This window comes from Streptomyces sp. NPDC086519, from assembly GCF_040686075.1.
GTDB lineage: Bacteria > Actinomycetota > Actinomycetes > Streptomycetales > Streptomycetaceae > Streptomyces > Streptomyces shenzhenensis.
The window spans coordinates 61,379-74,504 of sequence record NZ_JBFBJL010000012.1 but is presented as its reverse complement, the minus strand read 5'-3'; the positions used below and the strand labels follow the sequence as shown (position 1 = coordinate 74,504).

Sequence of the window (13,126 nt, the reverse complement as noted above, 5' to 3'; positions counted from 1 at the left end):
CGGATGCCCTCCCGGGCGGAGAGCGCGAGATCGTACACCGGCGTAGCGCTCCCATGGAAGCCTCCTTTGGAATATGCCATCCGGACGAGTGAACGGGTACTCCGGGCGGGGAAGTTGGCTAGTAGCGTCGATCACGCCAACCGGTCAGAAAGGTTGGCGTGATTCGCACTACAGCAAGCACCACAGCAACTCGCTACAGGAGTGGACATGGCACTGCTTCAGGGCGCCACGGAGACGTGGACGAAGTCCTCCTATTCCGCAGGGAACGGGGCGTGCGTCGAGGTCAAGTCGCCGACGACCGCGGGACTCGCCGTACGCGACTCCAAGGTCGAGGAGGGCCCGGTCCTCGCGTTCCCGGCCGGGGCCTGGAACACCTTCGTGAACTCGGTCAAGGCGTAGGGGGGCATTCGCTGACCCACCGCTTCACGCTCCCGACGACAACATCTGCACAAGCGTCACCCAGAGCCCTCTCGACCAGCTCGCCGTCCTTGCCGAGGGGGCTCGGCTTGTGCCCTCTCCATCGGCCCATCTTCACCGGCCCATCCCCACCAGCTCATCTCCACGGGCCGACGCTCACCCCACTCCCGACGCGCCTCACCGCACGGGGAACGCGACGTCGCACACCGGATCCTCCGGTCCGGCCGCGTCCCAGTCAGCGAAGTAGACCTCCCTGCACGGGCCGTCGTACGCCAGGCCCGGGCGCCCGGCGATCCACCGCTCCACCGCCTCGAAGGCCGCCAGGATCTGCGGATGCGCCACCTGCGCCTTGCTGATCCGCGTGTACGCCAGCGTGCGCGCCGGCTCGACGCGCACCGCCGTCTCCCAGGCCCGTCCGTGCCGCTCGGCCCAGGCCCGGGCCGCCGCCTCGTCCGCCACCGGCACACAGGCCTCGGCCGGCCCGTCGCTCTCCACGGACACCTCGGCGTGGTACACGACGAACGGCGCCCCGGCCACACCCCCGCACTCCCGGGCCGCCGCCTCCAGACGGCCCAGCGAGGCGCCGATCCAGGCCGGCAGCTCGTCCGCCAGCGTGTGCCGCGTCTCGGTGATCACCACCTGCGCCGGCACCTCGACCGTCTCCACCGTGAACGTCTCGTACATCTGCGAACTCCCTCCGGACAGCCGTCCACGGAGGTATGCGGCGAGCGTCCGCTGCCCGGCGACCCGCGCCTCGACGTCCGCCCAGTAACCGGCCAGCAGCCCGGCGGCGGTGTCACCGTCCGCCGCCTCCGCCGCCTCGACCACCTCGGCGATCCGGGCCAGCGGCATGTCCAGCTGGCGCAGCAGCGCCACCAGCCGGGCGCGCTCCGCCTGACCGGCGCGGTAGTAGCGGTAGCCGGTCACCTCGTCGACGTGCGCCGGGGCCAGCAGCCCGAGCCGGTCGTAGCGGCGCAAGGCCTTCGCTGAGAGCCGGGACCGCGCGGCGAACGCGCCGATCGTGAGCAGCTCCTCGTCCACGGCGTCCTCCACGGCCACATCCTCCGTCACCGGGCGGATCCGTTCCGCCCGGTGACCAGGAGGCTCGTCCCTGCCCCAGGGGCAAGGTCAACCCGGCTCAGGCGAGGGCGGCCTCCACCGCCGCCACGACCTCCGCCGACTCCGGCTCGGTCTGCGGCGCGAACCGGGCGACGACCTGCCCGTCGCGGCCGATCAGGAACTTCTCGAAGTTCCAGCGGATGTCCCCGGTGTGCCCCTCGCCGTCGGCGAACCCGACCAGACGGTCGTAGAGCGGATGCCGCCCCTCCCCGTTCACCTCGACCTTCTCGGTCATCGGGAAGGTCACGCCGTACGTCGCCGAGCAGAACTCGGCGATCTCCTCGGCGCTGCCGGGCTCCTGGCCCATGAACTGGTTGCACGGCACTCCGAGCACGGTGAAGCCCTGCGCCGCGTACCGCTCCTGGAGCTTCTCCAGGCCGGTGTACTGCGGCGTCAGACCGCACTTGGAGGCCACGTTGACAATGAGCACGGCCTTGCCGTCGTAGCCCGGCAGGTCGGCCGAGCCGCCCTGCAGCGCACCGATCTCCACGTCGAGCACGGACCCGTTGTTCTCGGTAGTCGTCATGAACGGATGCTAACTCCGACAAGTGGCGGAGCGGCTTCCGGCCTCGACGACCACGTCACCGGCCACCGTCCGCGAGTACAGCACCGACCGCCGGGCCCGCGCGTCCCCCAGCAGCGCCCCTGAGCGGCCGGCAGCGCCCGTTCGGAGGGGTCGGGAGAGTGCCGCCAGCGCTACGCCCCCGGCTGGACATCCCGCTGCTGCCGACCGCGCCCTATCTGGTGTTCGCCCGGTGTCCGCCGGTCGTGCTCGCCGCGGACCGCCGGTCCGCCGGTCCGCGGGTCCGCCGGTCACCGTCACCGTCGCCGCCGTCGGCTTCGCCGCGAGTCTCGTTCTCCAGGAACGCCTGATGTCCCTCACTCCCGGCGACCTCACGGGCCAGGCCCTGGGACTGCACGCCACCGGCGTGGTCGCCGCGCAGGGGGTGGGCGCCACGCTGGCGGGTTCGGTGGCCCAACTCACCTCGCCCGCCGACGCGATGACGCTCATGGCGCTCGCGTCACTCGCCGTGACGCTGGCGCTGGCTACTGCTGCTCGACGGGAGCGGACGGCTCCGCTGCCGGTTCCTTCGGCGCCGTGAGCTCCGCCGTCGGCCCGAACTTGTCGGCGACGGCGGCGATCTGCTCGATCCCGGCCCTGAGCGCGGCCGACCCGTCCGGCCCGTCCAGCTCCCGCTCGTTCTTCTCGACCTCCTGGTCGAGCCGCTTGGTCGCCCGCTCGAAGTAGCGCAGCAGCTCCACCGGGAAGGGCATGACGAGCGTGGAGTTCTTCTCGGCGGCGACCTCCACGACCGTCTGCAGGAGGCGCAGCTGCATCGCCTCCGGGGTCTCCGCCATGATCCGGGAGGCGTTGGCGAGCTGCTGCGCGGCCTGGAACTCACCGTCAGCCGTGATGACCCGGGCCCGCCGCTCCCGCTCGGCCTCCGCCTGCCGGGACATGGACCGCTTCAGCGACTCCGGGAGCTGTACGTCCTTGATCTCTACGCGGTCGATGTGGATGCCCCACTCCGCGGCCGGGCTGTCGATCATCAGGGCGAGCCCCTCGTGCAGCCGCTCCCGGTCGGTCAGCAGGTCGTCCAGGTCGCTTTTGCCGATGATGGAACGGAGCGAGGACTGGGCGACCTGGCCGACGGCGAAGACGTAGTCCTGCACCTCGATGGCCGCGCGGATCGGGTCGGTGACCCGGAAGTAGACGACGGCGTCGACCTTCACCGACACGTTGTCCTTGGTGATGCCCTCCTGCGTGGGCACCGGCATGGTGACCACCTGGACGTTCACCTTGCGCATCCGGTCGGCGAACGGGATGAGGAAGGTGATCCCCGGCCGCCGGAAGTCCGGCAGCGCCTTGCCCCAGCGGAACACGACCCCACGTTCGACCTGGTTGACCACCCGCATCCCGCTGCGCAGCACGAGCAGGGCCAGCACGACCACCAGTACGACCCCTACAACGGCGCCGTCCATGGGCACACACTCCATTCTCGACGTGATCCGGACAAGAAACCGGACAAGGATGAGGACACTTTCCGGCCCTCCGGGGATGCGGACTCGGCGTCAGGAGTGCGTAAAGAAAACCACTGCCCGGGGAGCCAGGGCAGGGCCGCCGGGTGGCGCCGGACGCAGGGGGCCGTGGCGCACCCGGACGAGGCGCCTGACGGCGCGACCGCGGTGCCGGCCCCGGCGCGGGCCGCGCCGACCCGCCCGTATGGGCTATGATCATTCCAGAGCTGGCCGGCCCAATCCGGGCCGCCTGGTGCTGCGTTGGTGGTCCAAGGAAAGACGCCCCGCTTCCTGCGGGGAAATGCAGGTGCAAGGCCTGCCCGGCGCTCCATCCCGAGGCCCGTCCACACCGGACGGGCCTCGCGCGTTTCCCGTCACGCGTCCGGCCCCCACCGCTCCGGCCCTCCACCCCGCCAGTCGATCCACGGCGCCGCCGCGACATCCGCCGGGTCGATCTCCAACCCGGCCCGGCGAAGGAACTCGGCGACGTCGGTCACGTTGTGCGCGAGCCCGAGGATCTCCCCGTCCACACGCACGCGCCGGCCGCCCGTCGGCGACGGCGGATGCACGATCACCCGTATCGGTCCGGACATGCCTTCAGAATCATCCTGGACGTACAGTCCCGCACTCCAGCCCGCCATCCGAGCCCCCTCAGTTCCCTGCCCTGTCCGACCGCCCCAGGCCCCGCAGCTCCCACCACGCGACCGGGGCCGGGCGCCGTTCCTGCCAGTAGGCATGGAAGAACACCTCAGCCGACAGCCGGTACAGCCGCCGGCGCAACTCGGTACGCCCGGGCCGCTCGGCGAGCTCCCGGTAGGTGGCGCTCCACTCCTGCTGCGCCCGAGCCAGTTCCGCGGGAAACGATCGCATGACTGAATTCAAGCATGTGTTCGATTTTCGAGTCCATCCAAGCCGGGACGGTGGCACCGGGGGCTATGTCTCGGCGGCGGCCGGAGCGGTGATGAGCGGTGAGTGGTGAGGGGGCAGAGGTGGAGGCAGAGGTGGAGGCAGAGGTGGAGGCGGTGGCAGGAGGCAGGAGGCAGGAGGCAGGAGGCAGGAGGCAGGGGCGGGTGAGGGCTCGGGCGATGAGCCGAGGGCGCGGGCGGGAACAGACCCGTCGTGATCCTGTGGCCCCGCCCCACCTCCGACTCCGACTCCGACCCCGCGCATCCTGACCGCACCCCCGCCCCCCGCCACAACGCAACCGGCGCGCCCGCCCCGCGAGGGCGAACGCGCCGGTCAGAGGCGGTGGTGTTCAGGGGTGCCGGACTAGTCGACGTCCACCGGGCCGTCGTCCGACTTCCGGCCCTTGTTGGTGGGCAGCTGAAGCAGGCCGCTGCCGTTGCTCTCCCTGTCCCCGGAGCGGCGGCCGTCGGAGTCCTGGCTGCTCAGGTTCTGCCGGACCGAGTCGAGGATCGTCAGGCCCTGGGAGACCAGGCCGGCGGCGATCTCCCCGAGGCCGTCCGCGCCGTTGAGGACGTTGACGTTGGCACCGGCGAGGCCGCCGGCGGCCTCCTTGACGATCTGCGGGAGCTGGTCGATCAGCATCCGGTCGAGCGCGACCCGGTCGTACGACGCTGCCGCCTCCGCCTGGATCTTCATCCGCTGCGCCTCGGCGGCGGCGAGGATCCTGACCCGCTCGGCCTCGGCCTCGGCGGGCTTCACGATCTCGGCGACCAGCTGCTGCTGGCGCAGCTTGGCCTGGCGCTGGGCCAGCTCCGTCTGGGCGGCGAGCACCTCCTGCTGGGCGTGCGCCTGCGCCAGCGGTCCGGCCTGCGCGGCCTGCGCCTGGGCGCGGTCCACCTCGGCCGAGTACTCGGCCTTGACGATGGCGGTCTGGCGGGCGTACTCGGCCTGCTTGCGGGCCGCCGCCTGTTCCGCCTCGACCGAGGCCTGGGTGGCCTGGGCCTGGGCGATCTGCGCCTGCCGCTGGATGGCGGCCTTGTGCGGGGCGGACATCGCGTCGATGTAGCCGGTGTCGCCGTCGTCGATGGACTGGATCTGCAGTGAGTCGACGATCAGGCCGATCTTCGCCATCTCCGTCTTTGAGGTGTCCAGCACCTCGGCGGCGAGCTTCTGCCGCTCGGTGACGATCTCCTCGACCGTCATCGAGCCGATGATGGCCCGCAGGTGCCCGGCGAAGATCCGGCCGGTGAGCACCGACATCTGCTCCTGGTCGGAGAGGAACCGCTGGCCCGCGTTGATGATGCTTTCCTGGTCGTTGCCGACCTTGAAGGCGATGACCGCGCGCACGTGCAGCGCGATGCCCTGCCTGGTCACGCAGGTCTCGGTGACCTCGGACTCACACATGGACAGGGTGAGGAACCGGACCTTCCGGAAGACCGGCATCACGAACTTTCCGTGCCCCGTGACCACTCGGAACGGCGCGCCCCCCAGTCCCCGCCTGCCCCCCGAGATCAGCATCGCCTCGTCGGGAGCGGGTACGCGGTATCCGAACATTCCTGTTACTCCTCAGCCGGCCTCGGCGCTGTCGCCGAGCGCGTCCAATGGATCCACCCACTCGATGACGCCGACCTCACGGCATCCCCGTGATTCGATCACGAGCACCGTCGCGCCGACGGGCAGGGGCTCCTCCGACCAGGCGAGGAACGTCTCCGAGCCGCCTCTGACCCGCACGAGGACTTCGCCGGGGCCGTGGGAACCGCGCGTTCCGATGAGCACCTTCCCCGTGCGGCCGATCACGGCCTCGTCCTGCGGCATCACCGGCCGTCCTCCTCGTCCTGGCCTCACGATTCCGACGATAGACCTGTTCCGCGCGGGACCCAACGGCCGGGGAGGACCGTCCTGCGGAGCGGGAGGTTCCGGAAGAGCCATGCGGGAAGCGGTCGGTACGGGAACGTCCCTCCGCGCGCCGCTCCGATCCGCGAGATGCCGGGCGGCATGATGCCAGATACGGCGCAAATGCCGTCGGGCCATGCGTAATTGCCCGCACGGTGGGCGCGGTGTACTGCCCGTGTGGGGTGGTGATCCGTGCGGGGGGTGGGGCGGAGCCGTCACGTCTCATCAGCGGCCATCAGCGGCCAACAGTGGCCGTCAGCGGCTATCTGCGGCTATCGGCGGGCTCGGCGGCCATTGGTGGGCTCGGCCGTCTTGGCTGGAGCAGGTCGGAATCGGATCGGAAGCGGTTGGCGGGTGCCCGCGGAAGCAGGCGGGGTGGTGTCGTGGACGGCGGTGAGGCCGGGCGACGCGGCGCGAGACGCGGCCGGCGGGGTGGTGCCGCGAAGGGGGAGCAGTCAGATGCGGAGCAGCCCGCCGGCCCGGGGGACACGTCCGGGCCTCCGCCCGGCCTCGCCTTCGTCGTCGGTGGTAGAGCCGTCGGTTTCGTCGTCGGGTTCGCGGTCGGTGGAGCCGTCGGTTCGGCCGTCGGTTCCGTCGGCAGTTTCGCGGTCGGTAGAGCCGTCGGTTCGGCCGTCGGTTCCGTCGGCAGTTTCACGGTCGGTTTCGCGGTCGGTTTCGGGGTCGGTTTCGGGGTCGGGTCCCGGGGCCGGTCCGTCGTCAGTCCGCCGCGCGCAGCCCGAGCACCAGGTCCTCGAAGCGCTGCTCGACCGGGGCCAGGTCGGTCCGGGCCAGCTCCTGGGGCAGGATGACGATCCGGAGCTCGGGGGTCAGGGCGGGATGGCGGCGGCAGGCCTCGATGAACGAGTCCACGATCAGGGCGGCCAGTTGGCCCCGGTCCAGGTCGGTGATCCGGGCCAGCCCGGAGCCGATCAGCGGGACGGCGACCGGCTTGAACAGGCCGTGCACCGCCACCGAGGCCCACAGGTTCTCCAGGCTCAGCCGCAGGTCGGCGTGGTTGGACCTGGCCACCAGGTCGTTGCCGAGCCGCGAATAGGCCGTGGCGAACACCCGCCGGCCCTCGACCGGCACCATCACGGTCGTACCCACCGGATAGCGGACCCGCCGGCCCAGCGGCTTGGTCCGTACGGTCTCGGTGCCCACCGCCTTCACCGTGCGCAGCCCCGCCCGCAGCCGGTCGTCCAGCAGGCGCCGCCGCCCGGCGAACAGCCGGTCGACGAGCTGGCTCTGCAGGCTCTCACGGCTGATCACCAGATCCTCGGTGGTCTCCGTGTCGAAGGTGTCGGAGAACCCGATCACCAGGTTGGCGTCCACCTGGTCGAACAAGTCACCGCGCACCAGCACCACATCCGCCCGCTGGCCGGGCAACGGCACCCGGTGTCGCAGCAGTTCGGCCCCGTGCCGGGCGCGCAGCTCCGCGCGCAGCGCGTCGAGGACCCGTGCGGCCTCGGCGTCGTCCGGATGCTCGTGGACGATCGACTCGGCGATCGGCAAGGCGAGTTCGGGACGCCCCAGATCGGTCTGCGCGCGGACCAGTTCACGACGGGCGGTGTCCAGGAGGGTGGTCAGGCGGCGTACGAAAGGCACCGCGAACCCCTCGCCGTTGACCTCGGCCAGCGGCCGGCCGCGCACCAGGGACAGCGCCTCGGCCAGCCGGTGCGCGGCGGTGGCCGGCGGTGCGAGCAGGGCCTCGCCGACGATGGCGGTGAACCTCGCGCTGTCCAGCTCCTCGGGCCGCAGCACCAGGCGGTAGGCGGTCTCCGGGCCCTGCACGGTGACCTGCTGCTCGGTGCACAGGACCTGCGTGCCCGCGCTGTCCTGGCCGGGGGCCAGCGCCCGCCGCAGCTCCAGGACGCGTTTCTGGACCTCATTGCGGTTGCGCTGGTCCAGGTGGCGGGGCTCGTCCGCGAGTCCCCACACGTCGCGGCGCAGCTGCCGTACCGGCACCGCCTCGCCCGCGGCCGCCACCAGGCGGACCAGCAGCCGCGTCGTCAGAGGAGTCAGCCGGACCGGCGCCCCGTCGACTTCGAGCTGCACCGGGCCCAACACCTTCACCCGGATACGTGCTCTCCCACCGGCCATCCGCGTCGCCCCCCGGCGGTTCTACGTCACTCTGCGTCATATCCAGTGACTGAAAGGTTATCATGATGCCCTGGGGAATCCATGAGTTCGGGTGATTCCGCCGGGCTGGACCCAATAAGGCCTCCGGACGCCTTCCGGCCCCGTATCATTCGCCCCTTCCCGCGCCCCGGCCTGCGCGCCCTTCCGTGCTCTCTTGCGCGCTCTCTTCCGCGCCCACGTCTGCCACGGGGCACGCGGCGCGCCCGGCAGGCGTTCATACGCGACACGATGGTGGCGTTCGGCGGGCTGTCCGCCGTCTCCCAGGTCGTCGGCCCCTTCGTGCCGTACAGCGCCTCGGGCGCGGTCGTCGGGCTGTCGGTGGGGGCCTGCCTGGGCTGGGGGCTGCTGCGGTCCCGTCCGGTGGTCCGGGTGCGGCAGGTGTTCCGGCGGCCGGACATGACGGTGGTCGTCGAGGCGGGCGATGTGTTCGACCAGCCGGCCCATCTCGTCGTCGGGTTCTGCGACACCTTCGACACCCTGTCGGCCGGCGGCCGGCTCATCAACGCCGACAGCGTGCAGGCGCAACTGCTGGACCGCCGCTACGGCGGCGACGCGCACCGGCTGGACGCGGAGCTGGCCGCGGCGCTCGCCGCGGCCGGGCCGGTCGCGCGGGAGGAGCGGGCGGACAAGCCGCTCGGCAAACTCGACCGTTACCCGGTCGGCACGGTGGCCGTGCTGGGCACCCGGCCGCGGCTGGTGTTCGGCGTGGCCTACAGCCGGATCGGCAACGACTACGTGGCCGCCTCCGGCGTGGAGGATCTGTGGCGGGGCCTGGGCGGACTGTGGGACGCGCTGCGCACGCACGCCCAACTGGAGGCGGTGGCGATGCCGTTGGTCGGCTCCGGGCTGGCACGGCTCGGTCACCTCGACCGGGACAGCCTGCTCCGGCTGATCCTGATGTCCTTCGTGGCCCGCTCCCGGGAGGGCGCGATCTGCCGTGAACTGCGTGTGATCGTACGGCCCGAGGAACTGGACGGCGTCGACATGCGCGAACTGGCCGCGTTCCTGGCCGCGTTGGCGTCGGGCCCGGAGAGGTAGCCCATCTGCATGCGCATGCGCACGTTCTTGTGTATGTGTATGCGCGCTTGTATGCGTATGAGCATGAGAGTAAGAGGGGCGGAAGGCCCAAGGCCCCCGCCCCCCGTCCCTCGGCCCTGCCCCTCCGCCCCTTCCCGCGATGTCCGTCAGGCCAGTCGGCGGTAGGCCGCCAGATTCTCGAAGTACGAGGTGTCACGCCAGTCCGGCCGGGTGTCGTCGAGGTCGCACTCGGCGCCCTTGAGCCGTTCGACGATCTTCGAGATGGCGGTCTCGGAGCCGTCGAAGCGGATCACGTTGCGGCCCCCCAGGTCCGCGGCCGGCCGTACCTGGCCGACCTCCACGATGATCGTCCGCTCCGGGTAGGCCATCAGCGCCATGCCGAGCTCGATCAGCACGTTCTGGCGGGGCTGGCCGGTCAGCCGGGTCTCGTACGAGGGCTCGTTGTCGCCCAGCAGGTGCGGATGGAGCTTGGCGACGTCGTCCGGGGTGAGCAGCACGAGCGCCGCCTGTGCCTGGGACAGCGCCTTCTCGATGACCTCGCCGAGGAACGGCGTGGTCCCCCCGGTGGCCCGTACCAGCCGCTCCCACTCCAGCGGGCGCAGGTCGAGCCGGCGCAGCAGCCCGAACATGGCCGTGCGGACCTCCTCGTCGCGGCCGTGCACGACGAAGACGCTGCGCCCGCGGGCGTGCTCCGCGCGTGCCTGGGCCGCCCGCGCCGCCTCCTGCTCGGCGGACCGCTGGTCCTGCTGCGGGGTGTTGTGGACGTTGTAGCCGAAGCCGCTGTTCTGGCCGCCGAGGATGTTCTGGTTGTTGTCGCCGAAGGTGTGGCCCTGACTCATGGTCACTGTCCCGCCTTTCCCGAGGAACCGCCGCCCGGCGGCTGGAAGTTGTAGCCGAAGCCGCTGTTCTGGCCGCCGAAGACGTTCTGGCTGTTGTCGCCCAGCAGGATGTTGGTCTGCGCGCGGTCGTGCTCGGCGAGGTCCACGTCGTGCTCGTCGAGGAACGCGCGGATGTTGTGAAGCAGCCGGCGCTCGACGACCTGCATGTACTTCACCGCGTCGGACTGCTGGAAGAAGTGGTGGTACGTCTCGCTGGTGGCCAGCTCCCTGACGCTCGCCAGCGCGCCGCAGTTGAGCCAGCGGTTGACGTAACGGCCCAGCCGGAACTCGCTGGTGTCCGCCGCCCGGTCCGACAGCAGCACCGCGGCCGTGGCCCGCCTGGCCCTCCAGACCCGCCAGGGCTGGATCCACGGGACCGCCCACGTCGGCAGGAACCGCTCCGGGACCAGCCACAGCGGCCACAGCCACAGCGCCACCCACCAGCGCAGCAGCGCCGTGCCCATGTCCCACGCCACCCGCAGTGCCAGCCGCCGGTCGACGGCGGCGGGCAGCTGGTCCACGAGGTGAAAGTCCTCCACGAGCGGCCCGAGCACATAGGTGTAGAACTCGGTGTGCAGGGTGTTGCCCTTGAGGTCGAACCCCACGAAGACCGAGGTCACCAGCTCCTCGTTCCAGGACCCGACGCGCACGCACAGGTATTCGCGGGCCGCGTCGTAGTCCTCCCGCCAGTGGATGTCGGGCAGGTCGTCCACGCTGGGCAGCCGGGACCAGCCGGCGCCCCTGGAACGGTCGTCGGTGCGGATCGCGGTGGTGTAGCGGCGCTGCTCGACGGTCAGCCCCTCGATCCGCTCGTCGGCGCGGGCCTCGTCGCGCAGGTCGGCGGTGAGCCGGGCGGCTACCTGGCTGGTGATCTCGCGCACGGTGAACGGGACGACCTGCCTGCGCTCGACGGTGTCGAGGTCGGGCGGTGAACCGTCCGCGTTCTTGCGTGCCATGATCTGGGTTTTCGGGGCGCCGAGCAGCAACTGCGCGTTGGACCAGTCGCGCAGCGGCAGGCCCGCGCCGACGAAGGGCCGGTAGCCGCCGTAGAAGACCAGTCCGCTGCGGCCGGCCTGCTCGTGGTCGATCTTCCGGGCGAGTGCGGCGGTCAGCTTCGCGTGCGACGGGCAGGCACCGTCGAAGCCACCGTCCGGGCCGGTCTCCCGCACTCGGGTCATCAGGATGTGCAGGGTGACGATCCGGCGCAGGTACGCCGCCGCCCACGGCACCCAGAGCAGCAGGACGACACCGAGGAACGGGTTGAGCACCCCGTTGGTGAGCATCAGGAAGACCGCGAAGTCCACGCCGGCCGCGACCCCCCACTGGATGCGGCGCAGCCGGCGGGCGGCGAGGGCGTGGGCGAGGACCGACACGGCGTCGTAGCCGTAGGAGGGCGCGACGACCCGGAAACGTCGGCGGAGCAGTTCCCGGATGACGGCGCGCCGGTAGCCGGGATCGAGGTAGGTGCCCGCGGACAGCAGCCGGGTGGCCCTGGTCCGCGCGTACGCGCGCTGTCCCGGCGGCTCCTGCGGTGCCGGGCCGGGCGGATGGGGGTCGAGTACTTGTGTGGCCATGGTGGTTCAGCGCTCCGCTCGTGCGGGCGCACCCTGCGGCACGCCCCGGTGGGTGTCAGCCGGTCTGGGTCGCCGTGCCGCTGGTGATCACGCCGTCCTGGACGGTGTAGGTGGCGTCGTACGTCTTCGTCGTGCCGTCCGTCTGGAGGGCCTCGAGGGTCACCTGCACCTCGGTGCCGGTCACGGACACGATGTCGACGGTGTCCTGCGCGGTGGTGGCGTAGCCCGAGACGAAGCTGTCGTAGCTGGAGTCCAGGTTCTTGCCGCCGAGGTTCCAGGCGGTCCGGTAGTCACGGGCGGAGATCGCCGCGAAGTAGGCGGTGACGACATCGCCCGGTCCGCCGCTCGCGCTCGCGCTCGCGTCCGGGGTGCCGGTGGCGGTGTCCGTCGGGTAGGCGTAGTCGTCGGTCGCGGTCGCCTCGGGGGTGCTGGTGTCGTCGTACGGCCATGCGGACGCGGTCGACGGGTCCGTGTACGTCGGCTGGTCGGCCGTGTCGTCGCTGCCCGAGCCCGTGCTGCCCGAGCCGAAGAGGCCCGAGCCGGACAACCCCGACCCCGACGACTCCGACGATCCCGACGCCCCGGACGACCCACCGGTCAGGCCGCCGATCAGGGTCAGGAGCACGGCTAACAGCAGGGGCGTGGCGATGACCACGAGCCCCCAGGTGCGGGCGGGGCCGCTCGGCGGTATCAGCCCCGGGGCCTGGTAGGAGGGTGGAGCACGGTGGGTGGACAGCGGGTCGGGACGCTCGGCGTGCGGCGTCAGCCCTGGGTCGGTCATGGGGTTCTCCAGCGGTCACGGCAGTGCACCGCGCCCGCCCCGGCCGCGAGGCCGGGCGGTGAACAGCGGGGCGCGGCAGTGAGGTTGATGCCTCCGATGCGACCAGCGCCGGCGCTTCCGTGACCAGAACCGAGCTGCTTCCGATCCGCTTCCGGCCCGCTCCAGGGCCCTTCCGGCCGCCGGATCCGCCGCCCGCGCCCCAGACATGAGAGAACTCCCCGCCCGCCTCCGTGGCAACACCGGATCCGGCCACGGCTACGACGGGTCAGGGACATCGGGGGAGGGGGCGAGGGGGGAGGGCTCAGGGGGGAGGGCTCAGGAACCGGCGGGTGCCGGTCCGCCGGCCCCGTCCTGCTGGCAGG

At 71.6% G+C, this 13,126-nt stretch carries 13 protein-coding genes and 1 pseudogene; 3 read left to right on the top strand and 11 right to left on the bottom strand.

From position 1 onward, the window contains the following. The first annotated feature begins 207 nt into the window (after positions 1-207). A complete protein-coding gene (locus AB0P24_RS13965; RefSeq protein WP_365793541.1) occupies positions 208-399 on the top strand; it encodes a DUF397 domain-containing protein in 192 nt (63 codons plus the stop codon). A gap of 195 nt (positions 400-594) precedes the next feature. On the opposite strand, the gene AB0P24_RS13960 is transcribed toward AB0P24_RS13965, so the two are convergent. Together AB0P24_RS13960 and AB0P24_RS13955 are read right to left on the bottom strand one after the other, a co-directional pair. Continuing rightward, positions 595-1,488: a MerR family transcriptional regulator gene (locus AB0P24_RS13960; protein WP_365793539.1), complete on the bottom strand. Its 894-nt coding sequence runs from the start codon at positions 1,486-1,488 to the stop codon at positions 595-597. A 67-nt stretch (positions 1,489-1,555) separates the two neighbouring features. Further along, the gene (locus AB0P24_RS13955) at positions 1,556-2,062 is read right to left on the bottom strand and encodes a glutathione peroxidase (RefSeq protein WP_365793537.1); all 507 of its coding nucleotides are present in this window, start codon (positions 2,060-2,062) and stop codon (positions 1,556-1,558) included. A gap of 158 nt (positions 2,063-2,220) precedes the next feature. Here AB0P24_RS13955 and AB0P24_RS13950 point away from each other — a divergent pair. Then, positions 2,221-2,639 (top strand): annotated as a pseudogene (locus AB0P24_RS13950) (MFS transporter); the annotation flags it as partial. On the opposite strand, the gene AB0P24_RS13945 reads toward AB0P24_RS13950, so the two are convergent. From AB0P24_RS13945 to AB0P24_RS13920, 6 genes are all read right to left on the bottom strand, one after another. After that, the gene (locus AB0P24_RS13945; RefSeq protein ID WP_365793535.1) at positions 2,584-3,519 is read right to left on the bottom strand and encodes a slipin family protein; all 936 of its coding nucleotides are present in this window, start codon (positions 3,517-3,519) and stop codon (positions 2,584-2,586) included. The pseudogene AB0P24_RS13950 and the gene AB0P24_RS13945 sit on opposite strands and share 56 nt — an antisense overlap. A gap of 410 nt (positions 3,520-3,929) precedes the next feature. Further along, on the bottom strand, positions 3,930-4,148 hold the full coding sequence (locus AB0P24_RS13940; RefSeq protein ID WP_234533069.1) for a hypothetical protein: 219 nt from the start codon (positions 4,146-4,148) through the stop codon (positions 3,930-3,932). Between the two features lie 58 nt (positions 4,149-4,206). Then, the gene (locus tag AB0P24_RS13935; RefSeq protein ID WP_365793533.1) at positions 4,207-4,425 is read right to left on the bottom strand and encodes a hypothetical protein; all 219 of its coding nucleotides are present in this window, start codon (positions 4,423-4,425) and stop codon (positions 4,207-4,209) included. 399 nt (positions 4,426-4,824) lie between these two features. Beyond that, entirely contained in the window at positions 4,825-6,015 is a 1,191-nt protein-coding gene (locus AB0P24_RS13930) for an SPFH domain-containing protein (RefSeq protein WP_365793531.1), read from the bottom strand. Positions 6,016-6,027: 12 nt separating this feature from the next. Then, positions 6,028-6,276, bottom strand: coding sequence for a hypothetical protein (locus AB0P24_RS13925; protein WP_365793529.1), 249 nt, complete (start codon positions 6,274-6,276; stop codon positions 6,028-6,030). 795 nt (positions 6,277-7,071) lie between these two features. Beyond that, positions 7,072-8,409, bottom strand: coding sequence for a macro domain-containing protein (locus tag AB0P24_RS13920; RefSeq protein ID WP_365793527.1), 1,338 nt, complete (start codon positions 8,407-8,409; stop codon positions 7,072-7,074). Between the two features lie 312 nt (positions 8,410-8,721). Here AB0P24_RS13920 and AB0P24_RS13915 point away from each other — a divergent pair, with 312 nt between their 5' ends. Then, a complete protein-coding gene (locus tag AB0P24_RS13915; protein WP_365793525.1) occupies positions 8,722-9,531 on the top strand; it encodes a macro domain-containing protein in 810 nt (269 codons plus the stop codon). Between the two features lie 146 nt (positions 9,532-9,677). Here the strand turns inward: AB0P24_RS13915 and AB0P24_RS13910 are convergent, their stop codons facing one another. From AB0P24_RS13910 to AB0P24_RS13900, 3 genes are read right to left on the bottom strand one after another with little or no spacing between them, the layout of a single operon-like run. Next, complete coding sequence (locus AB0P24_RS13910; protein WP_365793711.1) at positions 9,678-10,370, bottom strand: nucleotide-binding protein; 693 nt, start codon at positions 10,368-10,370, stop codon at positions 9,678-9,680. A gap of 2 nt (positions 10,371-10,372) precedes the next feature. Then, positions 10,373-11,983: a hypothetical protein gene (locus AB0P24_RS13905; protein ID WP_365793523.1), complete on the bottom strand. Its 1,611-nt coding sequence runs from the start codon at positions 11,981-11,983 to the stop codon at positions 10,373-10,375. A gap of 55 nt (positions 11,984-12,038) precedes the next feature. Beyond that, positions 12,039-12,764 (bottom strand): hypothetical protein, encoded by a 726-nt coding sequence (locus tag AB0P24_RS13900; protein ID WP_365793521.1) that lies wholly within the window; start codon positions 12,762-12,764, stop codon positions 12,039-12,041. Between the last annotated feature and the right edge of the window lie 362 nt (positions 12,765-13,126).